We start from the raw sequence: 25,866 nt of genomic DNA on the forward strand, positions 1-25,866 counted from the left end.
TAGAATACAATCGAATATATATAAAAATAGAACATATATATTCTAAAAAAATATAGATAATAGCCATTTTGTCTGCAATGGCTTACATCCTGATTACGTATTTAAGGCTAATCTTCACGATCGAATTTAAATTGGCATATGTTTGGAGATTCACGCATGCCCGTGAATGATATAGACACACCCCAGCGAGTCTGTGCAGACCACCTCGTTACCCACATACCCGGCGTTATCTTCCAGTTTCACCGCGCTCGCAATGGTCACATGCGGTTCCCCTATTTAGAGGGCGGCGGCGCGGCTCTCAAACATATTGACCGCGATCTGCTCGCAGAAAATGCCAGCCCGCTGGTTGAGCAACTGACCGGCAGCGACCATCCCAAGATAATGTCCGCGATAGAGCGCTCGGCGCGCTGGATGCTGCCTCTCACCACGCGCTTTCGGTTACCGTTTCCAAAAGACAAGCCTCACTGGATCGCGGTTAGTGCAAAACCAAAGCCCGTTGAGGATGGCGTGCAGTGGAACGGCATCATGATGGACATTAGCGATCAGGTAGCGGAAGAGCAGCGACTGCGTAAGCTATGCGATACAGACCCGCTGACTCAATTGCCCAATCGACGCAAACTGATGATGCACTTAACCCATGTTGCATCGGTGAGTACCCGCCACGGCACGCCGCTCTCCATCATGATGATCGACATCGACCATTTTAAACGCCTTAACGACCGCTGGGGCCACCTGCATGGCGATGACGTGCTTAAACAGCTGGCCACCCATGCCCAGTCGCTGCTGCGCTGTGAAGACATGGTGGCTCGGCTGGGAGGCGAAGAGTTTATGGTCGTGCTGCCGCTCACGCCGCTGCAGCAATGCCATACACTCGCCGACCGCTTACGCCAGGCCATTAGTGTACGCGACTTCGGCATGGGATCAGGACAGGTAACGCTGAGCATAGGCGTTGCCGAGTACCGCTGCGGTGAGCCTCTCACCAGTTTGATCGAACGCGCAGACCAAGCGCTGTATAGCGCCAAAGACGTTGGTCGCGACTGCGTTTGCCATCTACGCTAAAAAGGAAATCCCCAAGCGCAGGAGCCAAACGATGACTACGCTAGCCAACGCTATTTGTGAACCGTGTAGCCAAGATGCTCAGCCGCTAAGCAAAGATGAAGCCCAAGAGCGGCTAAAAAGCCTCAGCCAGTGGCAGATTGTCGAACACGATGGCATCATGAAGCTGTCGCGAAGTTTTAAATTCCGTGACTTTGCCAGCGCATTGGCGTTTACCCAAAGCGTTGGCGATATTGCCGAGCAGGCTGGCCATCACCCCGTTATCGTGACTGAGTGGGGCAAAGCCACCGTCACGTGGTGGTCTCACGCTATTAAAGGCCTGCATCTTAATGACTTCATTCTTGCCGCCAGAACCGACGAGGTAGCCGAATAAATGTTTGAGCATATTGAGCGAGTCCCAGGAGACGCCATTCTCGGGCTGATCGAAGCTTTCAAAAAAGATACCAATCCGCAAAAAGTGGATCTAGGTGTTGGTGTTTACCGCGATACCCAAGGCAATACGCCGGTAATGCGCGCCGTTAAGGAAGCAGAAGCTCGCCTGCTCAAGAATGAAACGACGAAAACCTATATTGGTTCTCACGGCGCCCCCAGCTATGGTGAAGTCGTGCTTCCCATGGTGTTTGGCGCTGAGTCACCGGTACTGAAAGCTAACCGTGCCAGCGCTACCCAGTCGCCTGGCGGCACCGGCGCCCTGCGTTTAGCAGCTGACTTCATCTCTTCACAGCTGCCGGGCAAAGGTATCTGGGTAAGCGACCCAACCTGGCCCAACCACCACGGTATTTTTACCGCGGCGGGTATTGAGCTACATAAGTACCCTTACGTTGATCCTGATAACCGTCTCGATTTTGACGGCATGCGCGCAGCGCTGAAAAGCATCCCAGAAGGCGATGTAGTGGTACTCCACGCCTGCTGCCACAACCCGACCGGGTTTGATCTTTCCCACGCCCAGTGGCAGGAAGTGCTAGAAATTGTCCGTGAACGCAAGCTACTGCCGTTGATCGACTTTGCCTATCAGGGCTTTGGCGAAGGCCTGGATGAGGACGCTTACGGCGTACGCCTATTGGCGGAAAACCTCGACGAAGCCATCATCACCAGTTCCTGCTCAAAGAACTTCGGTATTTATTGTGAGCGTACCGGCTGCTTGATCATGGTGGCAAAAGACAGCGAGCAGATGGACAACATTCGCTCGCAGGTCGCCATCGTTGCCCGGGAAAACTATTCAAACCCGCCTGCGCATGGTGGCTCTATCGTCAGCGAAATTCTCCACGACGCCGAGCTGACTGCGCTATGGCGTGAAGAGCTCACCGAAATGCGTGACCGTATTAACACCCTGCGTCGCGACTTCGTAGAAGCTCTCAAGCCCTATGGGCTGGATGAAAAATACGCCTGCGTGGCAGAGCAGCGTGGTATGTTCTCCTACACCGGCTTAACGCCGGAACAGGTAGACCGCCTGCGCGATGAGTTTGGCATCTACATGGTTCGCTCAGGTCGTGCCAACGTCGCGGGCTTCTCGCACGAGAACTTACCCTACTTGGCCAAAGCGATCGCCGCTGTCAACGACTAGCTACCCAAGCATTACCGCACTCAAACGCCCGGGGGGAAACTCCTGGGCGTTTTAATTGACGAACCCCGCCTGCCGATGCGGGCGGGACAGAATACGCCGCATGACTTGCCACGCCATCAAGCCCGCCAGCAGGTTACCTACGGCGGCGCCTGCCGCAAGACCCCACCAGCCGTACAACTGCGAGCCCAGCCATAAACAGGGCAAATAGCAAATAAACAGCCGAGCACTGGATAACAGCATCGCTCGCAGCGGCCAACCTAGCGCATTGCCCGCCGAGACCACCAGCATGCAGACCCCCAGCGCAGCATAGCTGGGCAATAGAAAGCGAATCAGTAGCGTTAGCTCGCTTTGCACATCAGGGTTGCCCGCTAACGCCATGGCCAGCCAGGGGGCTCCCAGTGCCAATAACACGCCAAGACTTAGCTGCCACACTAGCGCGACCTTAACCGCCAAGCGCATAAGCTGCTGTATCTGCCCCCAATCACCGGCGCCGTAGCAGCGCCCTAACCACGGTGGCAGCGACATGGTCATGGCCAGAATAACCATTAGCGAAAGCGTCTCCAAACGGCTCGCCAAGCCCCAGGCCGCTACTTCACTTTCACCCAGGCCCGCCACCACGGAGATAGCCAGCATCGCCGCCAGGGGGGGCATTAGTTGGCTGACCATAGCAGGGGCAGCAATGCCGCTAAACGGCCGCCACGACTGCTTTGCTTCTCGCCACAAACCGTGTTGCGATGCCCACTGGCGTTTGAGTAATTTGCGCGTGGTCACCAACAGCCCGACTGAAAAGGCAATCGCCGTTGCCCAAGCAGCACCAGGCAACCCCCAGCCCTGCCAATCGCCTACCCCAAAAATCAGCAGAGGGTCGAGCACCAGGTTAACAAGGCTACTCAGCACCATCATTTTGCCCGGTAGGCGGGTATCGCCGTGGGCGCGAAAGACGCTATAGCTAAAATAGAGCAGCGCTCCCAGCCAAGCCGATAGCAGCTGCGGGCCCCAATAAATACGGATATACGACAGCGTGGTTTGATCCGCCCCCAGCAGTTGAAAAATGGGCACATGAAATAGCCACAAAGCGATCGCTAACAGACCGATCACCCCACCACCCGCCATTAACACCAAACTGCTTAAGCGCCTAGCGCGCTCCCCTTCTCCTGCGCCTAATGCACGGGAAATAAGCGCGGCAATGGCAATGCCCATGCCCACCTGAATGCCGATAATCAGAAAGGACAGCGGAAAGGTGAACGACTGCGCGGCGAGGGGCGCGGTACCCAAGCGGGCAATAAACGCACTATCAACAAGTTGAAAACCCAATAACGCCAACACCCCAATGGCCATTGGCCAGGTTTGGCGCCATAGGGTTATCGCCAACTCGCGTTGCTGCATATCAATTGCCAAGCCTAATCTCCTTTTATTCGCCTTTAACGCAAAAAACGCCACCACCCCTCCCAGGGTGATGGCGTTTAATTAAAACGACGCTTTACTGACGAATGCCTTCAAACGTCACGTATAGCTCAAGCTCATGCATGGACTCAGGGAAATCGCTCATATCGATGCCATAATCGCCCAGGGTCAGCGTGGTGCTGCCTTCAAAGCCAGCGCGGTAGTTGCCCCAAGGGTCATCGCCTTCACCCATCAGCGTAACCGGCATTTCAATCTCTTGGGTTTCGCCGTGCAGGGTTAGGTCACCGGACAGCACACCTTCACTGTCGCCCGTTGACTCAAAGCCTGTTGAAGTGAACGTGGCAGTCGGGAATTCGCTGGCGTTGAGAAAGTCGCCGCTCAGAATGTGGCGATCACGCTCAGCGTGGTTGCTGGTCAGGCTATCAACCTGCACTTCAATTTCGGCAGAGGAGGCATCGAGATCTTCAGGATCGTAAGCAAACTGACCCTCAAACTCTTCAAAGCTGCCCAGAATGTAAGAGAAGCCCAGGTGAGAAATTTTAAATTGAACAAAGGCGTGCTGGCCTTCGGTATCGATTTGATAATCAGCTGCCTGGGCCTGGCTCAATGGTACCAGCGCCGCAGCGGCAATCGCAGAGGCAAATGCTGTCTTCTTTAACATGGTGAACAACTCCTTGGGTTACTTAATAAACACCGTGACAGGCAGATATAGCCTTCACGGCGGTCAAAACGTAGGTATCTTAATACTTTGGCTCATTGTGCGAGCTATAGGCTGGAGTAAGCATACGCACCAGCGTTGTGTGCTTGTCTAACCAATGGTGCTTAAGCGCTGCGAGCGCATGTCCAGCGGCTAATATCATTAGCGCCAAAGCACTGTACCAATGGATTACACCTGCCAAACTTGCTTGATTGGGCAGGTCATATAACAGCGCAGGCACCTCAAACCAACCAAATACACTGATGCCACGGCCATCGGCGGTAGAGATCAAGTAACCGCTTACCATGACCCCTAATACAAGCACATAAAGGGCAATATGACCGAGATGAGCGGCAATAATTTCTAAACGGCGACCCTCTGCACGGGGTGTCGGCTGGGCGAAGCGCCATACCAAACGCGCTATCGTAGCAAACAGTAGCAAAATACCAATTGAGCGGTGCACCCAAGGCCCCTGGTTATACCAAGGGTCATAGTAGCCCAGATCGGTCATCCACCAGCCTAACGCAAACAAGCCAATAATGGTCAGCGCGCTTAGCCAGTGAAATAGAATACTGATCAATCCCCATCCACTGCGACTGTTCCGCCACATTGTGCTATTCCTCATTTTATCTGTGGCTACTTCAACTTCGCCAACGCGTCTATCAGAACTTGGATTACGCTATTCACCCACGACGAGAACCTTACCGCTAGAAGCTGCTGAAAACCTCTGAAAAAAGCAGAATCTTTCATTCGTAAAAACCATTGAATAACCAGCTAACGATTTTTACGCAGCGCCCTGCTGAATAAGGGAAACGATAATTCATTCTATAAAATCGAATATATTTAGCAAATTTAATCAATTTTATCATTTTATTTGCGCGCTTACTATTAGCGCATGTCCTAAGAGACATTGTGCAGCGATTTCAAAAGCTGCACACAAATTTTCTACTAGAGAGCGCCAATCATGAAAAAAATTACCCTTATCACCGCTATTGCCATGACATTAACTTCTACTGTCGTTCTAGCTGAACAAGGCTCTGGCGAACTAAACCAGATTGCTCACCCTGGCTCTTCAGCGAATCACAGCACGGACAGCTTGTACATGACGCCGGCTGATTTGCCTTTAGTTAACGGCGATGCAGCGAAAAACAGCGTTGCTGCTCCGAGCTCTCACGCCAATCGCTCTTCCGATAGTGAAGACCAGATTGCGCTGTCAGATCTGCCCCACCGCAACGCTTCTTGAAACAAATAATGGTGCTTTACTTGCAAAGCATATAACCCATTAGGTTTCAAAAGTGCGAAAAACCCACCTTCATAAAGGTGGGTTTTCGTTTCTGCGCTGAATTGCTTAACACCCACTAGCTAGCCAGAACATCCAGCCCACGGGCAAGATCACGCTGGATATCGTGCTGGCTCTCAAGGCCTACCGCCACGCGAATAAGCCCTGGCGCAATACCCGCCGCTTCTTTCTGCATATCCGATAAACGGCCATGGGTCGTCGTCGCAGGATGGGTAATGGTGGTTTTAACATCACCTAAGTTACCCGTGATAGACACCATACGGGTCGCATCGATGACCTGCCACGCGCCCTCCTGGCCGCCCTTCACTTCAAAGCCCAATACGGCACCGAAGCCCTTTTGCTGCTGTTTAGCCAAGGCGTGCTGCGGATGATCTTCCAGTCCGCTGTAAAACACTTGCTTAACCGCCGGGTGAGCATCGAGCCAGCGCGCCAGGGTTAAGGCATTTTCACAATGAGCATTCATGCGTAGCGACAGGGTTTCCAGTCCCTTGGTAAAAATCCAGGCGTTGAAGGGGCTAAGGCAAGGCCCGCAGGTGCGCACCACACCGAACACCTCTTCAAGCAGCGCATGGCTACCTACCACGGCGCCACCAATGGCGCGGCCTTGACCGTCCAGATACTTGGTCGCCGAGTGAATAACCAAATCAGCGCCTAACGCTAGCGGCTGCTGAAGTGCCGGCGTCAGAAAGCAGTTATCGATGGCCAATAGCACATTATGACGCTTTGCCAACGCGGCCAGGGCCGCAATATCGGCAATTTCCGAGCGTGGATTTGAGGGCGTTTCAGCAAACAGTAGCCGCGTTTTAGGGGTAATCGCCGCTTCCCAGGCAGACATGCTGGAAAGCTCCACGTAGCGTGTGGTAATACCAAACTTGCCTAGGTACTTATCGAACAGGCTCACCGTAGAGCCAAACAGCGACCGGGAAGCGACAATCTCATCTCCCGCTGAAAGCAGCGCCAGCGCGGTGGAGAGAATAGCCGACATGCCCGAGCTGGTAGCCACGCAGCGCTCACCACCTTCAAGGGCCGCTAGGCGGCGCTCAAAGGTATGCACCGTTGGGTTGGTAAAGCGCGAGTAAACGTTGCCTGGCTCTTGGCCACCAAATTTACGCGCCGCCTCGGCAGCGCTTTCGTAAACAAAGCTTGAGGTCGGAAAAATAGGCTCCGAGTGCTCCTGCTCGAAGGTGCGCTGATGGCCCGCGCGGATCGCCAGCGTCTCTAGTGACCACTCGTCCTGTTGACCGTCTTCCTGGTGATTGTCATCATGCATAAGGCGTCTCTCCTAATCGTCCAGGTCATCGTCCTGATTGTGCATATCGACCAGGGCATGGTCACCGGCGCTTTGATCCTTGGCGGAATCATTGCGGCTAGCTTCCAAGGCAGCCAGGTAGGCGTCGTCGATATCACCGGTCACGTAGTTACCGTCAAACACCGAGCAATCAAACTCTTCCATCTCTGGGTTCACTTCACGACAGGCCGCTTTTAGATCTTCCAGGTTTTGATAGAAGATGCGATCAGCGCCGATTAAATCACCCACTTCCTCTTCGCTACGGCCATGAGCAATCAACTCAGAGGCCGCAGGCATATCGATGCCATACACATTGGGGAAACGCACCGGCGGCGCCGCCGAGGCAAAATACACTTTACGCGCCCCGGCATCGCGGGCCATTTGGATAATCTGCTTACAGGTGGTGCCCCGCACTATGGAGTCATCCACTAGCAGGACGTTTTTGCCTTTAAACTCAACGTCGATGGCATTGAGTTTCTGGCGAACCGATTTTTTACGCTGGGTCTGCCCCGGCATAATAAAGGTACGGCCAATGTAACGATTCTTCATGAAACCTTCGCGGTAGGTCACCCCCAGGTGCTGCGCCATTTCAAGCGCGGAGGTGCGCGAGGTATCGGGAATTGGAATCACCACATCAATATCGTGGTCCGGCCACTCGTTAAGAATGCGGTCACCCAGCTTACGGCCCATTTGCATGCGAGTACCGTAAACATAGGCACCGTCCAGCAGCGAATCAGGGCGAGCTAGATAGACGTGCTCAAAAATGCACGAGCGAAGCTGCGGGCGGTCAGCGCATACCTGAGTATGAATATTGCCCTCAATATCAACAAAAATAGCTTCACCGGGTGATAGATCACGCTCCAGCTCAAAGCCACCGACATCCAAGGCAACGGATTCAGAGGCAATCATGACCGCCTGACCGTTCTCCTCTTCGCGGGTACCAAACACTACCGGGCGAATGCCGAAGGGATCGCGGAACGCCACCATACCGAAGCCGTTAATAATCGCCACGGCGGCATAGCCACCTTTACAGCGACGGTGAACACGACGCACTGCGTCAAAAATATCTTCCGCTTCCAGGTGCAATCCCTGCTTACCCAGCTCGTGGGCAAATACGTTGAGCAGCACTTCGGAATCGGAGCTGGTATTGATATGGCGCAGATCGGTGGAGAACAGCTCCTGCTTCAACTGCTCTGAGTTGGTCAGGTTACCGTTGTGCGCCAGCGCAATACCGTAAGGAGAGTTAACATAGAACGGCTGCGACTCGGCTTCGCTAGAAGAGCCGGCCGTCGGGTAACGCACGTGACCGATGCCTAGATTACCTTTTAGGCGGGCCATATGGCGGGTGTGAAAGACATCACGTACCAAGCCGTTACTCTTGCGCAGTAGGAAGCGTCCCTCGCTCCATGTCATCATGCCGGCAGCGTCCTGGCCACGATGCTGAAGTACGGTCAGGGCATCGTAGATTCCCTGATTTACCGCTTGCTTGCCCAGAAGGCCCACTATACCGCACATTCACGTTACCTCGCTTAATGCCATGGCTTGCCTATACCTAAGCAAGCCCGAACGTTGGTAGAATCAACTTCAGTTACAGGTCAATCACCTGTTGGGATAACTTCTCGCTCTGCCGCACCTGGCATGCGCAGCTCGGGTAGAGAGATGTCGCGCAGCGACGTTGGCGCCTCAGGCAGCTCGCGATCCCACTGGTCTAACTGGCTCACCGCCCAGTCGCGCAGTTGAATAAAGGTCGGGCGCAGCTCGGCTTGCTGCCACGCCTGCAGCTCCGCCAGCGGCGTAAGGGTAATCAGCACCGTAGCGATAAGCAAAATAACCGCCCCGCGGGCAACGCCAAAGGCGGCCCCCGCCACGCGGTTCAAAAGCCCCATGCCCACCCACTCTATCGCGGCATGCACCAAGCGAATCACGATGCCGCAAAGCAAAATAACGGCAAAGATCACCAATATAAAGGCGAGTACTAAGCGGGCATCAAAGCTATCGATAAAACCGCTCATCAGTTCGGCCACCGGCTCGGCGAGCACTCGGGCAACCATTAACGCTACCACCCAAGCGGCCAGCCCCAACGCTTCGCGAACAAACCCCCTGACGAAGCCTGCCAGCATCGACAGCGCCAGCACGGCCAAGAACAGCGCATCAATCCAGGTTAACGCCATGGGTTAGTCTCTTACCCGAACAAGCAGGCCCTGCACATTAGCGCGCTCTTTAATCGAGGACATGGCGGACTCGCCCTCTTCCGAGGTGGCATAAGGGCCCACAAAGACGGTGGTCATATTGTTATCGCGCTCACGCTGATAAACAGTAAAACCCTCTTCAGAAAGCTGTTCGCTAAGGCGCTGTGCATTACCAGGTTCACCAAAACTGCCAACCTGCACTGCCCACTCTCCCTGAGCGCTGGATGAGGGGCTCGGTGCGCTAGATGACGAGCTTTGCGATGAACTTTGTGAAGCGCCTCCAGCGCTGCTTTGACCACTGCCGCTATTGCTGGCGATTAAATCAGCGATAGGGTCGCTATTAGGGGTTGCCGGGGTTTCATCCGCTTCACTGTTGGCCGCCGATTCTGGGCGGGAAGACTGATTGGAAGCCGCGATTTGATCGGTTTCCGGCAGCCGCGGATTGGCGTCAATAGGGATATCGCCCTCGTCACTCTCTCCTTGAGAGGTCGACGATAGCGACGATTCACCAATGGTTGAAGGCCTTTCTGGCGCGGGCACGTCACGGCGCTCCACTTCAACCGGCTGTTCAATCACAAAGCTCGGCTGGGGGCGCTCTTCCCTCGGAGCGGGATCACTCATTAGCCACGGCACAAAGATCGCCAGTAACGCGAGTAGAATCACAATGCCGCTAATGCGTTCCGTTTTACCGTATTTCATTTCCGTCTCCATCAAGCGGCGCAGCGCCTGTTGGCAGTGGCCGAGCTAACAGTGCCGCTACTGTAAAGAACGACCCGGTGGCCAAGACACGATCATTGGGCGTTAACATTTGCGCTAGCCAATCGACGCCTACTTGCGGCGAATCGGCGCTAAAATGCACCCGCCCTCCCTGAGCGATAATACGTTGCGACAACTCGCTTGCCTGGCAACCTCGCTCGCCACCAAGCGACACGCACACCCAATCATTAATGCGGGTCGCTAATGCCTGTATGACACCGTCAATATCCTTATCATTCAACATGCCGATAAGTCCCCACTGGCGACCACCTTCCGGCGGTGACGGCAAATGGCGAACGACATACTCGGCGGCATGAGGATTATGCCCCACATCCAGGCACCAGGGCCCAACCCATTGCAGCCGTCCTGCCAACTGCACTGAACCAAGTGCTGCTTGCACACGCGATTTTTCTAACTCAAGCCCGGCAAGCACAAGCGACTGTAAAGCGCTGGCAGCGTTATCGACAGGCAGCCCAGGATCGGGAAGCTCCTCAATAGCAATGGGTTGACCATCAAGATACTGCCCCTGCCAGTGCCATTGGGAGCGCTCACCCGCCATCGCCAGATGAGTGAATTGCTGGCCCAAACTAAACGTGGGCGCGGCAAGCGCCTGGGCACACTCAGCAACACTTTCTGGCAACGTTTGACTACCTAACACGGCGGGCCGATTGGGCCGAAAAATACCGGCTTTTTCACGCCCTATCTGGGCTAAGTCGGTGCCCAAAAAGTTAGCGTGATCCTGAGCGATGGTGGTGACGATAGCCACATCCGCATCAACAATATTAACCGCATCTAGGCGCCCACCCAGCCCGACTTCCAGTACCGCAAGATCAAGCTCTGCATTGACCAGGCACCACAGACCACACAGCGTACCCGCTTCAAAATAGGTGAGGCTGATTTCACTATCCTGCAAGCGCGCACGCTCCACCTGCTCAAACCCCTGCACAAGCAGTTGGTCGTCGGCTTCCTGACCGTCGATTTTAACGCGTTCGTTGTAGCGCAATAAATGGGGGGAAGTATAGGTACCCACACGCCAACCATGGGCACGGGCAACGCTATCAATCATGGCAAGGGTTGAGCCCTTGCCATTGGTGCCTGCTACCGTAATAACGCGAGGGGCAATGGGGCTTGCAAGCAGCCCCATGCGATTTGCCACCTCAGAGACCCGCTCCAGGCCCAGATCAATCCCCACCGGGTGCAGGGTTTCTAAATGCTCAAGCCACTGTTGTAAAGAGTATGGCTGCAAAGAATATGGCTGTAGAGCGTGTGGTTCTAGAGAGTCAGGCATTGCGTGAATGATCATCACTCTTAGCGGAAGTGGTATCCTGCTTGGTCGCATCGACCTTTTCAAAAGTGACGTTAGCAGTATCCGCTAAGGTAGCTTCCTCGACGATCGGCTCAACAACGTCAGCATCATCAGGGGTTATCGAACTCACCGGGGTCGCATCGTGGTGCGTTAGCTTACGCAGCACACTGCCCACGCGAGCACGCATTTCATGGCGATGGACGATCATATCGACGGTGCCGTGTTCGAGCAGGAACTCACTGCGCTGGAAACCTTCCGGCAAGGTTTCACGCACCGTTTGTTCGATAACCCTGGGGCCTGCAAAACCAATCAAGGCATTGGGTTCGGCAATATTCAAATCACCCAGCATGGCCAACGAGGCTGAAACGCCGCCAAAGACGGGATCCGTGAGCACCGAAATGTACGGCACACCCGCTTGCTTGAGCTTTTCGAGCGCGGCGGAGGTTTTGGCCATCTGCATCAACGAGAACAGTGCTTCCTGCATGCGTGCACCACCCGAGGCGGCAAAACACACCAGCGGAATATTCTCTTCCAGCGCCAGGGTAGCGGCGCGAATAAATTTCTCGCCGACCACCGCCCCCATTGAGCCCCCCATAAAGGTAAACTCAAAGGCAACGGCAATCACCGGCAGACCATCCAACTCACCGCGCATAGCGACCAGCGCATCTTTCTCACCGGTGTCTTTTTGCGCCGCGGTCAGGCGGTCTTTGTATTTCTTAGAGTCGCGGAACTTCAATCGATCAACAGGTTCGATTTCAGCAGCGATCTCTTCGCGTCCTGCTTTATCCAAGAACCAGTCCAAGCGTTTGCGTGCCGTCAAGCGCAGGTGATGATCGCACTTGGGGCATACGCTGTTATGTTTCTCTAGCTCAGGGAGATAGAGAACCGCTTCGCACTTGGGACATTTACGCCAGAGGCCGTCGGGCACGCTAGCGCGACGGTCTTTACGCTGGATACGACCCATGGAGGGTACGATCTTGTCTAACCAGCTCATATCAAAAAGGCTTCCGTTATACGTCAACGCCCGGCAAAACCAGGCTTGATGAGTGTCGTTAATCTATTCAGTATAGGCGATAAAGCATGCTGCTTTAGGCATCCATCGCCGTACGCATCTCTGCTAATACACTTTTCAACTGGCCTGCAATGGTTTCCGGCGCATCGACACTTTCAGCAATGCGGTTAACCAAAGCGCTGCCTACAATCACACCATCGGCGACTTTAGCGACTTCCGCAGCAGTCACACCATCGCGGATGCCGAAACCAACACATAGCGGCAAATCGGTCATCCCCCGCAGCGGCGCCAGGTGCTCGGCTACATCGTCTGCGTTCAGGGTGGCGGCACCGGTCACGCCTTTCAGCGAGACATAGTAGAGGTAGCCTTCACCATGGGCGCATATTGTAGCGGCACGCTGGTGCGAAGTGGTAGGCGCAACGAGAAAAATCGCTGCTAAATGCCGCGATTTCAGCAGCGGCCCAATCTCTTCGGCCTCTTCCGGGGGCATATCCACTATCAGCACGCCGTCAACGCCTACGCTGGCGGCTTGATCGGCAAAGTTCTCGTAACCAATCCGCTCAATAGGATTCAAATACCCCATCAACACCACCGGCGTGGTGGTATCGGTTTGGCGAAACTCTTTGACCATTTGCATAAGGTCAACCAGCCGTGTGCCCTGCTTTAAAGCACGTTCACAGGCTTTTTGAATCACCGGGCCATCGGCCATGGGATCAGAAAACGGTACACCCAGCTCAATCACATCAGCGCCCGCTTCCACCAGGGCATGCATAAAGCCTACGGTATACTGCGGTGCTGGGTCCCCTGCGGTGATGTAAGGGATCAGAGCCTTGCGACCCTGCTGTTTAAGTTCACTGAAACGCTGATCAATACGGTTCATGCTTGCCCTTAAAAAAGCTGACCTTAAAATTCGATACCATCAATCTTAGCTACGGTCATGATGTCTTTGTCGCCACGCCCGGAAAGGTTGACCACGATATGCTGGTCAGGACGCATGGTAGGCGCCAACACCTTGGCATGGGCCAGCGCATGGGCCGACTCCAGCGCGGGCATGATCCCTTCCATATGGGTCAGCTCGCGAAACGCTTCGAGCACTTCTTTGTCGTTAGCCGCCACATAGGAGACCCGTCCCACGTCTTTCCACAGCGCGTGCTCGGGGCCCACGCCGGGATAATCCAGGCCGGCCGAAATCGAGTGGGTATCAGACACCTGCCCCGCTTCATCTGACATTAAGTAGGTGCGGTTACCGTGTAGCACGCCGCGGGGGGCATTGGATGCCAGCGGCGCCGCATGGCGACCGGTTTCCACGCCATCGCCACCGGCTTCAACGCCGTACATGGCCACGTCGTCATCTTCCACAAAGGGGTAGAACAGACCCAAGGCGTTGGAGCCACCGCCCACACAGGCAATCAGCGCATCGGGTAGACGGCCAATCTGCTCTAGCGACTGGCGGCGCGCTTCACGCCCCACCACCGCATTGAAATCGCGCACCAGCAGTGGATAGGGGTGCGGGCCTGCCACGGTACCGATGATATAGAAGGTGTTATCAACGTTAGTGACCCAGTCACGCAGCGCCTCGTTCATGGCATCTTTAAGCGTGCGGGTACCGGACTCCACCGGAATCACCCGAGCACCCAGCAGGCGCATACGATAGACGTTTAGCTTCTGGCGCTGGACGTCTTCAGCGCCCATATAGACGTCGCACTCAAGCCCTAAGCGAGCGGCCACGGTCGCAGAGGCAACGCCATGCTGGCCCGCCCCAGTTTCAGCAATAATCCGCGGCTTGCCGGTTTTTTTGGCCAGCAGTGCCTGGCCAATGGTGTTGTTGACCTTGTGAGCGCCGGTATGATTCAGGTCTTCCCGCTTCAACCAAATCTGCGCACCGCCAAGACTCGCCGACCAGCGCTTGGCGTGGTAAAGCGGTGAGGGGCGCCCCACGTAGTGGGCAAGGTCGTAGTCAAACTCGGCCTGGAAGTCGGGGTCATCACGCAGGCTTAAGTAGGTTTTCTCCAACTCTTCCAACGCAAAGCTGAGAGTTTCTGACACGAACCGACCGCCGTAGGGGCCAAAATGACCACGGGCATCCGGCATTCGGGTCAGGTCGCTGAATTTAGTTTTCGGAGCAGGCGTCGCAGAAACTGTCACAGAGATACCTCACAAGATCGCCAGAACAGGCAAACAATAAATGAACTCACTAATCACGCAGCAGATTCAGTACACGTCACTGCGCGGCGTACTCTAACGAGCGTCGGCTAACGCTACATAACGAACGAAAGACGCCATCTTGTCGGCATCTTTACAGCCGTGGGAGGCTTCAATACCGCCCGACACATCCACTGCATAAGGCGCTACCTGACGCACAGCGTCAGCAATGTTATCAGCACTCAACCCACCGGCGAGGATAACAGGTTTTGCAAGATTTGCGGGGATTCTCGACCAATCAAAGGTCTCTCCCGTGCCCCCCGGCGTTCCCGGTCGATAGGCATCTAACAGCAACGCTTGGGCCTGATGATAGCGCTGCGCTTCATGAGTCAGGTCGATCTCATCGCGCATACGCAGCGCTTTCATCCAGGGTAGCGCAAAGCGCTGACACTGTTCGGGCGTTTCATTGCCGTGAAACTGGAGCATATCGAGATAGGGCAAGCACTGCTCAATGAACTCAGCGGGCTGGTCAACGAACAGCCCCACCCGGGTCACAAAGGCGGGCACCTGGGCAGACAACGCGGCCAGTTGCTCAACACTCACGCTGCGGGCACTTTTCGGCCACATAACGAAACCCAAGGCGTCTACGCCCAGCGCCACGGCGCGGTCAATATCCTCGCCGCGGGTAAAGCCGCAGAACTTGATGCGGGTACGGATTAGCGCAGCAGCACTCATGACGACACCTCCTGCTCAGGGTTAGCAGCCGGATGGCGAAGCGAACGATTGCGCCGATAAGCTATCCGCGGCGTATCAGGCAACTCGCGCTCCCCGGTCCATTCACCGGTAAATGAGAGCAAATGCGGCCCCAGCGGCTCTTTGGGCAGATCAAAGCGCTCATCGTAAACCGAATCGACAAAATGCAACCCACAGGCAGGCGCGGTGACATCGCCTTTGCGGCGGTTTTGCAGCGCCAGCAGTTCGCCAATATAGGTCTCACTCTGAGCACCACGCCCTACACTCACCAGTGCCCCGGCGATGTTACGAATCATATGGTGCAAAAACGCATTGCCTTGGATATCAATCATCACCAGCTGGCCATAGCGCTTTACGTCCACAAAGTGCATATGCCGCCAAGGGGTTTTGGATTGACAACCTGCCGCACGGAAGCTTGAAAAATCGTGCTCACCGACCAGCGCCTGGGCAGCCCTGTGCATGGCATCGGCGTCTAACGGGTCACGACACCACGTCACATTGGCCCGCTCCAGTACGGGGCGGCTAATCTGATTCAGTAGCACGTAGCGGTAGCGCCGCCCCAGGGCGCACAGGCGGGAATGAAAGTCGTCGCCCACTGGTTTCACCCAGCGCACGGCTATGTCGCGAGGTAACTGGGTGTTGGCACCAAAAATCCAGGCTTTCTCAGAACGCCCCGCGGTGGGGTCAAAATGCACGATTTGGCGTGTGGCATGCACACCCGAATCAGTGCGACCGCTGGCATGCACCTGAATAGGCTCATCGGCCACCTTGGACAGCGCAGCCTCTAGCGAAGCCTGGACAGATGCGGCGTGCTTAAGGCGCTGAAAGCCGCAGTAATGGGTACCGTCGTACTCGATACCCATTGCCAGGCGCCCGGTTAGCGGAATTTTCTCATCGAAGTGATAGAACAGCGTCATCAAGCCACATCATTTTGAAGATTTTGAAGGATCGCTATTATCCAGCCCTCGCGGCTTGAATGCTACCTCTTCAATTTCCCACTCCTCCTCAACTGGCCGACGTGGGTGTTTCGCCGTAGGCACCGGTTCTGCATGCGGCTCACTGGTAAACTCTACCGTGGGTTGCATTGGGGTCTCAATGCGTGGGCCATCCTGACGGTCTGAAAAGCTATTTGAAGAGCTGTTTGCAGCGCTATTTAAGATCGGCGGATGGTAATCGATAAAGCGATGGCCGGGATCCTCAGCGGCAACCGATGGCTTCTCGGTTGGCTGCGCAGCCGCCGCTGGTTCAGACGCAGTCCCGATAGAAGCCAGCAGCTGGCTCCTGGAGGCAGTACTCGGCGGTGGCGCCAATGAAACGCTTTCAGAGCTGTCAGTGGCAACGGCATGCAGCCCTAACCGCCGCTGACGACCCTGCTCAGCCAGTCCCGACGCCTGGCTTTTTTCATAGCGTAGAGTGTTATCTGGCACTGGCGTCTGCGCTTGATCGTCGACCAGCCACTGGTCGGTATCTAAGGGCAGCTCGTCGTTGGTGGCCGGAGCATCGGCTGCCTCAGCCTGTGCCTCTGGTTCGTTGTCAGGCGCGGTTGATTGGCCGCTGTCATTACGCGGCTCGTTCACAGCATCATCATTGGGCTGCGCTGGATGTGTGACGGGAACAGCCTCCGGCATGGACGTTGCCTTGGGGGATGCGCCGGGCGACACCGTTGGCTTTACCACTGGCTCAACAAGCGGGACGTCATCCCAGGTCTCTTCCCGGCGCTTACGTAGCCACACTAATAGCGCTACCAGCAGTGCAATGGCCGCCAACGCCAGCGGCCACTGATAGCGCTCAATAAGGGCTGCTATACCTGGGCTATCTGTCTCACTCAAATTAGCAGCAAGTGGTTCTGGGGACTGCTCTTGAGCCGCCAATGCCTCGCTTAGCGCCTGGGTCAGCGAGGCGACCTCGCCACGCAGTTCGTTAAGCTCTGCGCGCATCAACTCACGCTCTTCAAGCACCTGCTGAAGCGTCGCTTGGCTTAGGCGCAGTTGCTCGGTCAGCTCTGCACGAGTTAACGCTTCCGGCTCGTCGGGTTCTGAACCATCCGGCATGACCGCTTCCGAACCGCCAGCGGCAAGCGCACTATCAGGCTGGTTAGCACCATTAGCCTGTAGGGTTTGGGCGGCCGCTATGGCGGCATCAGCAACTGGGACGGCTTCAACTTCCGATAGCGACACTGCCTGCAACGAGCCATTGCGGCGTGCCCGCCAGGCTTCATTCATGGCTTTAATAGCCGTGTCGGCATCAGCATGAGAGCGCGCCAGAATGCGTTCAGCGTCAGGCACTGCTAACGTTTGACCTGCACGCATGTCATTTATATTGCCTGAAGGAAATACGTCAGGGTTGGCCTCCAGCAGCGCGATCATCATCTGCTGTACGCTCACATCGTCGTGTTTAATACGTTCGGCAACACTCCATAACGTATCGCCACTGCCTATGTAAGCGCTGCGGGCATTGCCGGTGGCGCCGCCGCGGGCACGAGCGGGCGCTGCGGGCCTAGCCTCAGCAGTTGGAGAGACAATCGCTGAGGCCAGGCCCTGTTGCGACTGACCCTGTTGAGAATAACCCTGGGGATCAAACAGTAATGTGATATCGCGAAACTGTTGCCCGCCTGGAAACTCAACCGTCAACAGCACATCAAGCCAGGGCTCCTGCATCGCTTGGTCAGAACTTAAGCGCACCTGACGCTGCCCCTGATACTCCACCACCTGAGCACGAACACTGGCAGCTAACGGCGTCCACTCAAGGCCTGCTGTGGCGAAATCAGAGGGGTCGGCAATCTCTACACGAATATTGTCTAGTGCGTAATCACTGCTTTCCAATAGCGGGATAGAGGCATCTAACGGCGCATTCAAATAAGAGCTGACACTCGCCTGCCCCAAGCCAATGGCCAGCGCAAAAGGACTCGCTGCACTCAACGAGAGCCATGTCATCCATGTCAGTGTTTTTTTCATGCATGTTCCCTGATCGCCTACTTACTTTTAACTATTGATGCCAGATTATTGTATTACGTCTGTTTTATCATAACTTAACGAAATAGCGCCGTTATTCCCACTACCGTGATGAATGGCTGCAAAAAAAACGGGAAGCTGCGAACAGCTTCCCGTTTTCGACTGGTGTGCAACAATCAGTTATTACTGTTCGCGCAGAATCTTCAGCATCCGCTTGAGCGGCTCTGCGGCACCCCACAGCAGCTGGTCACCCACGCTAAATGCCGAGAGATACTCACCCCCCATTTGCAGCTTACGCAGACGGCCAACCGGCACTTGCAGCGTGCCAGTGGCAGCCGCAGGCGTTAGGCCAGCGATGGTGGCATCTTTATCGTTAGGAATCAGCTTGACCCACTCGTTGTGCTTGGCGATGCGATCTTCGATCTCATCCAGTGGCACATCATGCTTCAACTTGATCGTAAACGCCTGACTATGCGAGCGCATCGCGCCGATACGTACACACAGACCATCGATAGGAATCGGGTTGTTGTCGAGACCGAGAATCTTGTTGGTCTCAACACTGCCCTTCCACTCTTCTCGGCTCTGGCCGTTATCTAACTTGGTATCGATCCATGGCAGCAGACTACCCGCCAGCGGTGCGGCAAAGTTATCGGTCGGGAAGTCGCCACTGCGCATGGCCGCCGTTACTTTGCGGTCGATATCCAAAATCGCGCTGGAGGGATCTTTTAGCTCTTCGCCAACGCTATCCCGCAGTGTCCCCATTTGATTGAGCAGCTCACGCATATGCTTAGCGCCCGAACCAGAGGCAGCCTGATAGGTCATGGAAGTCATCCACTCGATCATATCGGCTTCAAACAGACCGCCCAGACCCATCAACATTAGGCTGACAGTGCAGTTGCCGCCGACAAAGGTTTTGGCGCCCTTGGCTAGCTGGTCATCAATCACCTTGCGGTTGACCGGATCCAGCACGATAGTTGCTTCGTCTTCCATGCGCAGGGTGCTGGCGGCATCGATCCAGTAGCCTTTCCAGCCTGCGTTGCGTAGATCTTTGTAGACCGGCTTGGTGTAGTCACCGCCCTGGCAGGTCACGACGACATCTAGCGCTTTGAGCGCCTCAATATCAAAGGCGTCTTTAAGCGGAGGCACATCCACACCGATATCGGGGCCGGGCTGACCAACCTGGGAGGTGGTGAAGAACACTGGCTCAATGCCCTTGAAATCACCATCGTCCTGCATGCGCTGCATAAGCACTGAGCCCACCATGCCGCGCCATCCCACGAAACCGACTTTCAACATATGAAGTCCTCCTGCAAAGAATGAGTCCTTATATTATACACACTTCTTTACGGTGATTTTGAAGCTGCACTGATCTGTTAATGATAATGGTTGAACACACAAGGGCGCCGGGGATAGGGCGTAGAGGGGGTCATTTGCCATGGCCGTGAAATGCGTCCATTCAATCACGGCATTCCCGCCATCCATCCATGGCGGTCAGTGGCAAATGTAGCGCCCAGGGAGGGGTTCACAGCGCCCCCTCGTAGCCCTATCGCCGGAGTAGCCCGACGGCTTCACTCACTGCTTAGCAAACGCCGCCAACACCGCATCGCCCATAGCATCGGTGCCAATGGTTTGCATTCCTTCTGACGCAATATCAGCAGTACGCAAGCCATTATCCAATACGCTGCCCACGGCGGCTTCAATACGCTCTGCCATGGCATTCTCGTTCAGCGAGTAGCGTAGCATCATGGCCACCGACAGCATCATCGCCAGGGGGTTAGCTACGTTCTGACCGGCGATATCCGGCGCGCTGCCGTGGCATGGCTCGTACATGCCCTGCCCGCTTTCGTTCAGTGAAGCAGATGGCAGCATACCGATAGAGCCGGTGAGCATCGCGGCGGCGTCAGAAAGAATATCGCCAAACATATTGCCGGTGACCACCACGTCAAACTGCTTGGGCGCACGCACCAGCTGCATGGCAGCGTTATCCACGTACATATGGGAAAGTTCTACATCCGGGTATTCCGGCGCCAAACGCTCCATCACTTCGCGCCACAAAATAGTGACTTCGAGCACGTTGGCTTTATCGACGGAGCAGAGCTTTTTGCCACGCTTTTGGGCCATTTCGAAGGCAACGCGACCTATGCGCTCAATTTCGCTCTCGGAGTAGACATAGGTGTTAAAACCCACCCGCTCGCCGTTGCGTACTTCAATGCCCCGGGGCTGACCGAAGTAGATGCCGCCGGTGAGTTCGCGTACGATCATGATATCCAAACCTGCTACCAGCTCAGGCTTAAGACTGGAGGCACTGGCCAACTGCGGGTAGAGCATGGCCGGGCGCAGGTTGCCGAACAGACCTAAATTTTTACGCAGTCCCAGCAGGCCCTTTTCGGGTCGCTTGGAAAGATCTTCGATTTTATCCCACTTGGGGCCACCCACCGCACCTAGCAAAATCGCGCTGGCCGCTTTGGCTTTTTCCAGGGTTTCCGCAGGCAGCGGGTCGCCATGCACATCATAGGCAGAGCCACCCACCAGGCCTTCTTCTACCTCAATATCCAAGCCCGCTTCCTGGCACGCCTTCAACAAACGTGCCGCCTGAGCAGCAATTTCGGGGCCAATACCATCACCCGGCAGTAACAAAACCTTATGTGTCATGCAAAATCCTTAGCATTTAATTATTGGAGACTGGCTTAGGCAGACTGACGGAACAACCAGGGGCGCGCAGCTTTATGCTTCTGCTCAAAGGCACGAATGGCGTCTTCATCTTTTAGCGTCAGACCGATATCGTCCAGCCCTTCCAGCAAGCAGTGCTTGCGGAACTCGTCCACTTCAAACTCTAAAATCTCGCCGCTTGGGGTAATGACCCGCTGGTTCTCCAAGTCCACATCCAATTGGTAGCCTTCATTAGCTTCTACCTCGGCAAACAGTCTATCGATCACATCCTCTGGGAAGGTAATCAGCAGAATGCCGTTCTTGAAAGAGTTGTTGTAGAAAATATCGGCAAAGCTAGGTGCAATTACCACCTTAAAGCCAAAATCTTCCAGCGCCCAAGGTGCGTGCTCGCGGGAGCTACCGCAACCAAAGTTGCGCCGCGCCAGCAGCACTTCAGAACCTTTGAAGCGCGGCTGATTCAAGACAAAATCAGGATTGAGCGGGCGCTGCGAGCAATCCTGCCCCGGCTGCCCCTCATCCAAGTAACGCAATTCGTCAAACAGGTTAACGCCAAAGCCGGTGCGCTTGATCGACTTCAAAAACTGCTTCGGGATAATCAAATCGGTATCGACGTTGGCGCGATCAAGGGGCGCAACCACACCTTCAAAACGTTCAAATTTTTTCATGGCTTAGGCCTCCTGAGCGTGAGTGGCGTCGTTGGCAGGCAAGCTGCGAACGTCAACAAAGTGACCGGCGATTGCCGCTGCTGCGGCCATGGCAGGGCTGACCAAGTGGGTGCGGCCACCGTAGCCCTGACGGCCTTCAAAGTTGCGGTTAGAGGTCGAAGCGCAGTGTTCGCCGGCACCCAACTTATCCGCGTTCATGGCCAAACACATGGAGCAGCCCGGCTCACGCCACTCAAAACCCGCTTCAATAAAGATTTTATCTAACCCTTCCGCTTCTGCCTGGCGCTTCACCAAGCCAGAGCCCGGCACCACCATGGCAAGCTTGATGGAGTCAGCGACTTTTTTGCCCTTGGCCACCTTGGCGGCTTCGCGCAGGTCTTCGATACGCGAGTTAGTGCAGGAGCCGATAAAAATCTTATCCAGCTTAATGTCGGTAATTTTCTGGTTGGGCTGAAGGCCCATATACTCAAGCGCTCGCGTATGGCTGCGCTGTACGGTTTCATCCAGCGCGGCTAACGGGTCGGGCACTTGGCCGGAAATGCCGGTGACCATTTCCGGGCTGGTACCCCAGCTCACCTGTGGCTCGATCTCTTCAGCCTGCAAAGTAACCACTTTATCGAACTGCGCATCGTCATCAGAGACCAGATTGCGCCAGTCGGCTACTGCGGCTTCCCACTGTTCAGCGGTCGGTGCAAAGGGGCGCTTACCAAGATAATCGATAGTGGTGTCGTCTACGGCGATCAAACCGACCCGTGCACCCGCCTCAATGGCCATATTGCACACGGTCATGCGGCCTTCCATCGAGAGCGATCCAATCGCACTGCCGGCAAACTCAATGGCGTAGCCTGTGCCGCCTGCGGTACCGATCTTGCCGATAATGGCCAGCACCACGTCTTTGGCCGTCACACCCAGACCTAATTCGCCTTCCACGCGCACCTGCATATTCTTCATTTTTTGCGCCAGCAAGCACTGAGTCGCCATCACGTGTTCGACCTCAGAGGTACCGATACCGTGGGCCAAAGCACCAAAAGCGCCGTGGGTGGCGGTATGGGAGTCGCCACACACTACGGTCATTCCCGGAAGGGTTGCGCCCTGCTCAGGGCCAACCACGTGCACGATCCCCTGGCGAGGGTCGTTGATTTTGAACTCTTCGATGCCGTACTCAAGGCAGTTGTCATCCAGGGTCTGCACCTGAATCAACGACACTGGGTCTTTAATCCCGCTGTTGCCCTCGGCCCGCTCTTTAATGGTCGTTGGCACGTTATGGTCAGGCGTGGCTAAATTGGCATCCAAACGCCACGGCTTGCGGTTGGCTAAACGCAGCCCTTCAAACGCCTGGGGCGAAGTCACTTCGTGAAGCAACTGGCGGTCAATGTAGATCAACGCAGTGCCGTCATCGCGCTGCTTCACCAAGTGTTGATTCCAAAGCTTGTCGTAAAGGGTTTGGCCTGACATGTGACTCTCCTGGGCAGTGCCCTGCTAGTTCGGTATGGCCGCCTCTATGGGCTGCTTGAATTGCTTGTGCAGTCAGTTTCACGCGACTCGCGCATAAAAGCAATTCATGTTATTCATAGTTTAGATTCCAAACTGGAATAGCTAATTAGGGAGCAGCCCGTGGATACCCAAAGCCTACAAGCCTTTTTGGCCGTGGCAGATACACAAAGTTTCTCACGGGCGGCTGAACAGCTGCACCTGACACAGCCTGCGGTAAGCAAACGCATTGCCACGCTAGAGTCCCAGGTGGGTACACGACTGTTTGATCGTATTGGTCGGCGTATTGCGTTAACCGAAGCCGGTAGCGTGCTGCTACCCCAAGCGCGGCGGATACTGTTTAGCGTAGAAGATAGCCGCCGGGCACTGGCCAACCTTTCTGGCCAAGTAGGCGGCAAGCTGACCCTGGCCACCAGCCACCATATTGGCCTGCACCGCTTACCGCCGTTATTAAAGCAGTACACCCAGCGCCACCCGGAGGTCACGCTAGACCTGCACTTTCTGGATTCCGAACAGGCTTACCAGGGCGTGCTGGATGGCACGTTGGAAATGGCCGTGGTAACGCTAGCGCCCCACCCTCATGAGCAACTACAGGTCGTGGAACTGTGGCGTGACCGGCTCTGTTTTGCCTGCGCTATCGATCACCCTCTTACCCACCCGGTCTCTCAAAGCATTCTGTCACTGACTGATCTGTGCGAATACAACTGCGTAATGCCGGGGGCGAAGACCTTTACAGGATCCCTTATCGCGCAGCGTTTTAGCCAAGCGGGCCTGGAACTGCCGGTGAGCATGGCAACCAACTATTTAGAAACGCTAAAGATGATGTGCAGCGTGGGGTTAGGTTGGAGCCTACTACCGGAAAAAATGATCGACAGCGAACTGGTAGAGCTAAAAGTAGACACCCCGCCTATTTACCGCCCGCTGGGGTACTTGGTGCATACCAACCGAACGCTCTCCAATGCGGCGCGAATGATGATTGAGGAGCTGGAAAATACGCGGGGTGAGAGTATCTATATACGTGACGCCCAATAACCAGGACGACGTGCATGGTGAGCAACAGCGAACACAATAATGCCGTCACTGTCTGGTCGATAAACGACAGAAAATGGGAATTTTTTAGCGAACACCCGTTTAGTATTTTGTGTAGCTGGAGACCCAGATTCAGGAAACTCCAAAGCTCGGGCAGTTGCTTCTTCAATATCCGAAGCAAATGCTGCACCTAGCCCTGCCTGCTGCTCATTGTAGTAGACCACTTCCTTGAGGAATTCCCGCCGCGCAGGCGCAATAAATTTTACACGCATTACTTGGCAAGATGCCGGGCTTCAGCAAAAACATCTTCAGCAGCGTAAGCCTCAATAAGCCCCTTATCATAGGCTACCACGCGCTGCTCGATTTCATGAGCCCAAGCCTCTTCAATTTCAGCAAGAGGTGCTTTCAATGATTCAAGCATCACCTCTGCTAATTTTGCCCTTTCTTCAGCATTAAGGCTTAAAGCCTGCTCTTCTAGCTGCTTAAGTGACACCTGCATAGATCACCTCCGGCATTTGCCTTAAAGTATACACGGTACTGGGGCACCAGTAGATCGAACTGACCCACGCTACGATTTGTGCACAAAGCTGGATTGACGGGTTTTCGTAGCGCGTGGTAAGCGAAGCGCACCCGCGACGGCGGCCCGGCGCGAAAGCAGCGCGAAGCGGTGCCGGGGTTTAGCTTAGATGCCTCCGGACACCGTTTCGCCACCTCCTGAACTGCCTACCTATTCACCAAACTGGGCGAACACTTCTTCGCCGGTCAGCAGCTTAGTTTTTTCTGCTAGTGAATAGTAGCGCGGCTTTTGATCGATAAATATTTGCTCGGTTATTTTCCAATCATCCGCGCCATCAAGAAGCCCAACGGGTAGCGCGTAATGCCCATCCTGCTTTAAGCGATAGAAGAGATGGGTACCACACTGCTGGCAGAAACCACGCTCGGCCCACTCCGAGGAACTGAAGGTGGATATATGCTCGGAGCCTTTAAAGTCCACATCACCAGCAAACTCAACCGCAAACAACGGGCCACCACCCCACTTTCTACACATCGAGCAGTGACAAACGCCGACATGATTGCTGTTGGTGGCAACAGTAACGCTGACAATTCCGCAAAGACAGGCCCCATGAAGCTGTGTGGTGGATGCCATGTTTGTCTCCTTCAGTTGTTCGTGTTTAACCCTCAAAAGCCAAGATAGCTCAAAATTGCCCCCTCAATATTGGCCCCCCTTTAATCTATGAGGACTTTCCGCTACGGGCGCGTGTATCTTGGATCAAATGGGTAGAAACTCTTCTTTTCATAGCGTCATTTCATCTCTGGATGACGAGAAGCAAAGAGCGGACACGGGTTGGCGCCCCAACTGCCATAGCTCCCACCTCCTCAAGGGTAAGGCGAACTGTCTTGAGCGTTCTTGCGAGACTTGGAAATAGCTAAAAAAATAATGCCAAGCACCATAAACGAGGGGCTAATCACCCAAAGCGTCGTCAAATGAGTGGTTAAGCCAACAATAAGGAATGTTATGCCGTTAGCGAGGAAGACGAAGCCGAGGGTTAGAAGGCTTTTGAACGTGCTCAATGCGATGCTCCTGGTAAGACC

Annotated in this window: 26 protein-coding genes; 5 read left to right on the plus strand and 21 right to left on the minus strand. The window is 55.0% G+C overall.

Annotated features, from left to right (window positions below; all coding sequences use genetic code 11):
• The first annotated feature begins 156 nt into the window (after positions 1-156).
• Genes ACT3UM_RS13535 through ACT3UM_RS13545 form a run of 3 tightly spaced genes read left to right on the plus strand, consistent with a single transcriptional unit; the run spans position 157 to position 2,620 of the window.
• On the plus strand, positions 157-1,059 hold the full coding sequence (locus tag ACT3UM_RS13535; protein ID WP_498899557.1) for a GGDEF domain-containing protein: 903 nt from the start codon (positions 157-159) through the stop codon (positions 1,057-1,059).
• A gap of 31 nt (positions 1,060-1,090) precedes the next feature.
• Complete coding sequence (locus ACT3UM_RS13540) at positions 1,091-1,429, plus strand: 4a-hydroxytetrahydrobiopterin dehydratase (RefSeq protein WP_498899559.1); 339 nt, start codon at positions 1,091-1,093, stop codon at positions 1,427-1,429.
• Positions 1,430-2,620, plus strand: a complete 1,191-nt coding sequence (locus ACT3UM_RS13545) for an amino acid aminotransferase (protein WP_498899561.1) — start codon at positions 1,430-1,432, stop codon at positions 2,618-2,620. It begins immediately after the preceding gene.
• Between the two features lie 51 nt (positions 2,621-2,671).
• On the opposite strand, the gene ACT3UM_RS13550 is transcribed toward ACT3UM_RS13545, so the two are convergent.
• The 3 genes from ACT3UM_RS13550 to ACT3UM_RS13560 all read right to left on the minus strand — a co-directional run bounded on the left by ACT3UM_RS13550 (position 2,672) and on the right by ACT3UM_RS13560 (position 5,331).
• Positions 2,672-4,006, minus strand: coding sequence for an MATE family efflux transporter (locus ACT3UM_RS13550; RefSeq protein WP_498899806.1), 1,335 nt, complete (start codon positions 4,004-4,006; stop codon positions 2,672-2,674).
• 94 nt (positions 4,007-4,100) lie between these two features.
• Positions 4,101-4,685 (minus strand): YceI family protein, encoded by a 585-nt coding sequence (locus tag ACT3UM_RS13555; RefSeq protein ID WP_498899562.1) that lies wholly within the window; start codon positions 4,683-4,685, stop codon positions 4,101-4,103.
• Positions 4,686-4,764: 79 nt separating this feature from the next.
• Positions 4,765-5,331 carry a cytochrome b gene (locus ACT3UM_RS13560; RefSeq protein WP_498899564.1) on the minus strand — a complete coding sequence of 189 codons (567 nt, stop codon included), beginning with the start codon at positions 5,329-5,331 and terminating at the stop codon, positions 4,765-4,767.
• Positions 5,332-5,685: 354 nt separating this feature from the next.
• On the opposite strand from ACT3UM_RS13560, the gene ACT3UM_RS13565 reads away from it, so the two are divergent.
• Positions 5,686-5,964, plus strand: coding sequence for a hypothetical protein (locus ACT3UM_RS13565; protein WP_498899566.1), 279 nt, complete (start codon positions 5,686-5,688; stop codon positions 5,962-5,964).
• Positions 5,965-6,079: 115 nt separating this feature from the next.
• Here the strand turns inward: ACT3UM_RS13565 and ACT3UM_RS13570 are convergent, their stop codons facing one another.
• From ACT3UM_RS13570 to leuC, 15 genes are all read right to left on the minus strand, one after another.
• A complete protein-coding gene (locus tag ACT3UM_RS13570) occupies positions 6,080-7,291 on the minus strand; it encodes an O-succinylhomoserine sulfhydrylase (RefSeq protein ID WP_498899568.1) in 1,212 nt (403 codons plus the stop codon).
• 12 nt (positions 7,292-7,303) lie between these two features.
• Complete coding sequence (gene purF, locus ACT3UM_RS13575) at positions 7,304-8,824, minus strand: amidophosphoribosyltransferase (RefSeq protein WP_141441012.1); 1,521 nt, start codon at positions 8,822-8,824, stop codon at positions 7,304-7,306.
• An 80-nt stretch (positions 8,825-8,904) separates the two neighbouring features.
• Positions 8,905-9,480 carry a CvpA family protein gene (locus tag ACT3UM_RS13580; RefSeq protein WP_498899570.1) on the minus strand — a complete coding sequence of 192 codons (576 nt, stop codon included), beginning with the start codon at positions 9,478-9,480 and terminating at the stop codon, positions 8,905-8,907.
• 3 nt (positions 9,481-9,483) lie between these two features.
• Entirely contained in the window at positions 9,484-10,197 is a 714-nt protein-coding gene (locus tag ACT3UM_RS13585) for an SPOR domain-containing protein (RefSeq protein WP_498899572.1), read from the minus strand.
• The gene (folC, locus tag ACT3UM_RS13590; RefSeq protein ID WP_498899574.1) at positions 10,184-11,542 is read right to left on the minus strand and encodes a bifunctional tetrahydrofolate synthase/dihydrofolate synthase; all 1,359 of its coding nucleotides are present in this window, start codon (positions 11,540-11,542) and stop codon (positions 10,184-10,186) included. Before folC ends, ACT3UM_RS13585 begins: the two co-directional genes overlap by 14 nt.
• On the minus strand, positions 11,535-12,554 hold the full coding sequence (gene accD / locus ACT3UM_RS13595; RefSeq protein WP_498899576.1) for an acetyl-CoA carboxylase, carboxyltransferase subunit beta: 1,020 nt from the start codon (positions 12,552-12,554) through the stop codon (positions 11,535-11,537). Before accD ends, folC begins: the two co-directional genes overlap by 8 nt.
• A gap of 94 nt (positions 12,555-12,648) precedes the next feature.
• Positions 12,649-13,452 (minus strand): tryptophan synthase subunit alpha, encoded by an 804-nt coding sequence (trpA, locus tag ACT3UM_RS13600; protein ID WP_035579702.1) that lies wholly within the window; start codon positions 13,450-13,452, stop codon positions 12,649-12,651.
• A gap of 23 nt (positions 13,453-13,475) precedes the next feature.
• Positions 13,476-14,663 (minus strand): tryptophan synthase subunit beta, encoded by a 1,188-nt coding sequence (gene trpB, locus ACT3UM_RS13605; RefSeq protein ID WP_171051224.1) that lies wholly within the window; start codon positions 14,661-14,663, stop codon positions 13,476-13,478.
• 147 nt (positions 14,664-14,810) lie between these two features.
• Complete coding sequence (locus tag ACT3UM_RS13610; protein WP_498899578.1) at positions 14,811-15,449, minus strand: phosphoribosylanthranilate isomerase; 639 nt, start codon at positions 15,447-15,449, stop codon at positions 14,811-14,813.
• A complete protein-coding gene (gene truA / locus ACT3UM_RS13615) occupies positions 15,446-16,384 on the minus strand; it encodes a tRNA pseudouridine(38-40) synthase TruA (protein WP_498899580.1) in 939 nt (312 codons plus the stop codon). The genes ACT3UM_RS13610 and truA overlap by 4 nt, the downstream gene beginning before the upstream one ends.
• 9 nt (positions 16,385-16,393) lie before the next feature.
• Entirely contained in the window at positions 16,394-18,421 is a 2,028-nt protein-coding gene (locus ACT3UM_RS13620; RefSeq protein WP_498899582.1) for a type IV pilus assembly protein FimV, read from the minus strand.
• A 180-nt stretch (positions 18,422-18,601) separates the two neighbouring features.
• Positions 18,602-19,714: an aspartate-semialdehyde dehydrogenase gene (gene asd, locus ACT3UM_RS13625; protein ID WP_498899584.1), complete on the minus strand. Its 1,113-nt coding sequence runs from the start codon at positions 19,712-19,714 to the stop codon at positions 18,602-18,604.
• Between the two features lie 276 nt (positions 19,715-19,990).
• Complete coding sequence (gene leuB, locus ACT3UM_RS13630; protein ID WP_498899586.1) at positions 19,991-21,070, minus strand: 3-isopropylmalate dehydrogenase; 1,080 nt, start codon at positions 21,068-21,070, stop codon at positions 19,991-19,993.
• A 35-nt stretch (positions 21,071-21,105) separates the two neighbouring features.
• Complete coding sequence (gene leuD, locus ACT3UM_RS13635) at positions 21,106-21,753, minus strand: 3-isopropylmalate dehydratase small subunit (RefSeq protein WP_386077940.1); 648 nt, start codon at positions 21,751-21,753, stop codon at positions 21,106-21,108.
• A 3-nt stretch (positions 21,754-21,756) separates the two neighbouring features.
• Positions 21,757-23,208 carry a 3-isopropylmalate dehydratase large subunit gene (gene leuC, locus ACT3UM_RS13640; RefSeq protein ID WP_498899588.1) on the minus strand — a complete coding sequence of 484 codons (1,452 nt, stop codon included), beginning with the start codon at positions 23,206-23,208 and terminating at the stop codon, positions 21,757-21,759.
• Positions 23,209-23,367: 159 nt separating this feature from the next.
• Between leuC and ACT3UM_RS13645 the strand changes: the two genes are divergently transcribed.
• Entirely contained in the window at positions 23,368-24,276 is a 909-nt protein-coding gene (locus ACT3UM_RS13645) for a LysR family transcriptional regulator (RefSeq protein ID WP_498899590.1), read from the plus strand.
• Here ACT3UM_RS13645 and ACT3UM_RS13650 read toward each other — a convergent pair.
• The 3 genes from ACT3UM_RS13650 to ACT3UM_RS13660 form a co-directional block, all read right to left on the minus strand.
• Positions 24,255-24,545 carry a type II toxin-antitoxin system RelE/ParE family toxin gene (locus tag ACT3UM_RS13650; protein ID WP_498899592.1) on the minus strand — a complete coding sequence of 97 codons (291 nt, stop codon included), beginning with the start codon at positions 24,543-24,545 and terminating at the stop codon, positions 24,255-24,257. The genes ACT3UM_RS13645 and ACT3UM_RS13650 overlap by 22 nt on opposite strands.
• Positions 24,545-24,772: an addiction module protein gene (locus ACT3UM_RS13655; RefSeq protein ID WP_498899595.1), complete on the minus strand. Its 228-nt coding sequence runs from the start codon at positions 24,770-24,772 to the stop codon at positions 24,545-24,547. The genes ACT3UM_RS13650 and ACT3UM_RS13655 overlap by 1 nt, the downstream gene beginning before the upstream one ends.
• 228 nt (positions 24,773-25,000) lie before the next feature.
• Complete coding sequence (locus ACT3UM_RS13660; RefSeq protein WP_498899597.1) at positions 25,001-25,420, minus strand: GFA family protein; 420 nt, start codon at positions 25,418-25,420, stop codon at positions 25,001-25,003.
• Between the last annotated feature and the right edge of the window lie 446 nt (positions 25,421-25,866).

It is taken from the genome of Halomonas sp. AOP13-D3-9, assembly GCF_052379125.1.
In the GTDB taxonomy this organism is placed as follows: domain Bacteria; phylum Pseudomonadota; class Gammaproteobacteria; order Pseudomonadales; family Halomonadaceae; genus Vreelandella.

Excerpts from the sequence above, each read along its gene's own strand:
- ACT3UM_RS13535 (WP_498899557.1), top strand. The coding sequence starts at position 157 with ATGCCCGTGAATGATATAGACACACCCCAGCGAGTCTGTGCAGACCAC.
- ACT3UM_RS13540 (WP_498899559.1), top strand. The coding sequence starts at position 1,091 with ATGACTACGCTAGCCAACGCTATTTGTGAACCGTGTAGCCAAGATGCT.
- ACT3UM_RS13545 (WP_498899561.1), top strand. The coding sequence starts at position 1,430 with ATGTTTGAGCATATTGAGCGAGTCCCAGGAGACGCCATTCTCGGGCTG.
- ACT3UM_RS13550 (WP_498899806.1), bottom strand. The coding sequence starts at position 4,006 with ATGCAGCAACGCGAGTTGGCGATAACCCTATGGCGCCAAACCTGGCCA.
- ACT3UM_RS13555 (WP_498899562.1), bottom strand. The coding sequence starts at position 4,685 with ATGTTAAAGAAGACAGCATTTGCCTCTGCGATTGCCGCTGCGGCGCTG.
- ACT3UM_RS13560 (WP_498899564.1), bottom strand. The coding sequence starts at position 5,331 with ATGTGGCGGAACAGTCGCAGTGGATGGGGATTGATCAGTATTCTATTT.
- ACT3UM_RS13565 (WP_498899566.1), top strand. The coding sequence starts at position 5,686 with ATGAAAAAAATTACCCTTATCACCGCTATTGCCATGACATTAACTTCT.
- ACT3UM_RS13570 (WP_498899568.1), bottom strand. The coding sequence starts at position 7,291 with ATGCATGATGACAATCACCAGGAAGACGGTCAACAGGACGAGTGGTCA.
- purF (WP_141441012.1), bottom strand. The coding sequence starts at position 8,824 with ATGTGCGGTATAGTGGGCCTTCTGGGCAAGCAAGCGGTAAATCAGGGA.
- ACT3UM_RS13580 (WP_498899570.1), bottom strand. The coding sequence starts at position 9,480 with ATGGCGTTAACCTGGATTGATGCGCTGTTCTTGGCCGTGCTGGCGCTG.
- ACT3UM_RS13585 (WP_498899572.1), bottom strand. The coding sequence starts at position 10,197 with ATGAAATACGGTAAAACGGAACGCATTAGCGGCATTGTGATTCTACTC.
- folC (WP_498899574.1), bottom strand. The coding sequence starts at position 11,542 with ATGCCTGACTCTCTAGAACCACACGCTCTACAGCCATATTCTTTGCAG.
- accD (WP_498899576.1), bottom strand. The coding sequence starts at position 12,554 with ATGAGCTGGTTAGACAAGATCGTACCCTCCATGGGTCGTATCCAGCGT.
- trpA (WP_035579702.1), bottom strand. The coding sequence starts at position 13,452 with ATGAACCGTATTGATCAGCGTTTCAGTGAACTTAAACAGCAGGGTCGC.
- trpB (WP_171051224.1), bottom strand. The coding sequence starts at position 14,663 with ATGCCGGATGCCCGTGGTCATTTTGGCCCCTACGGCGGTCGGTTCGTG.
- ACT3UM_RS13610 (WP_498899578.1), bottom strand. The coding sequence starts at position 15,449 with ATGAGTGCTGCTGCGCTAATCCGTACCCGCATCAAGTTCTGCGGCTTT.
- truA (WP_498899580.1), bottom strand. The coding sequence starts at position 16,384 with ATGACGCTGTTCTATCACTTCGATGAGAAAATTCCGCTAACCGGGCGC.
- ACT3UM_RS13620 (WP_498899582.1), bottom strand. The coding sequence starts at position 18,421 with ATGAAAAAAACACTGACATGGATGACATGGCTCTCGTTGAGTGCAGCG.
- asd (WP_498899584.1), bottom strand. The coding sequence starts at position 19,714 with ATGTTGAAAGTCGGTTTCGTGGGATGGCGCGGCATGGTGGGCTCAGTG.
- leuB (WP_498899586.1), bottom strand. The coding sequence starts at position 21,070 with ATGACACATAAGGTTTTGTTACTGCCGGGTGATGGTATTGGCCCCGAA.
- leuD (WP_386077940.1), bottom strand. The coding sequence starts at position 21,753 with ATGAAAAAATTTGAACGTTTTGAAGGTGTGGTTGCGCCCCTTGATCGC.
- leuC (WP_498899588.1), bottom strand. The coding sequence starts at position 23,208 with ATGTCAGGCCAAACCCTTTACGACAAGCTTTGGAATCAACACTTGGTG.
- ACT3UM_RS13650 (WP_498899592.1), bottom strand. The coding sequence starts at position 24,545 with ATGCGTGTAAAATTTATTGCGCCTGCGCGGCGGGAATTCCTCAAGGAA.
- ACT3UM_RS13655 (WP_498899595.1), bottom strand. The coding sequence starts at position 24,772 with ATGCAGGTGTCACTTAAGCAGCTAGAAGAGCAGGCTTTAAGCCTTAAT.
- ACT3UM_RS13660 (WP_498899597.1), bottom strand. The coding sequence starts at position 25,420 with ATGGCATCCACCACACAGCTTCATGGGGCCTGTCTTTGCGGAATTGTC.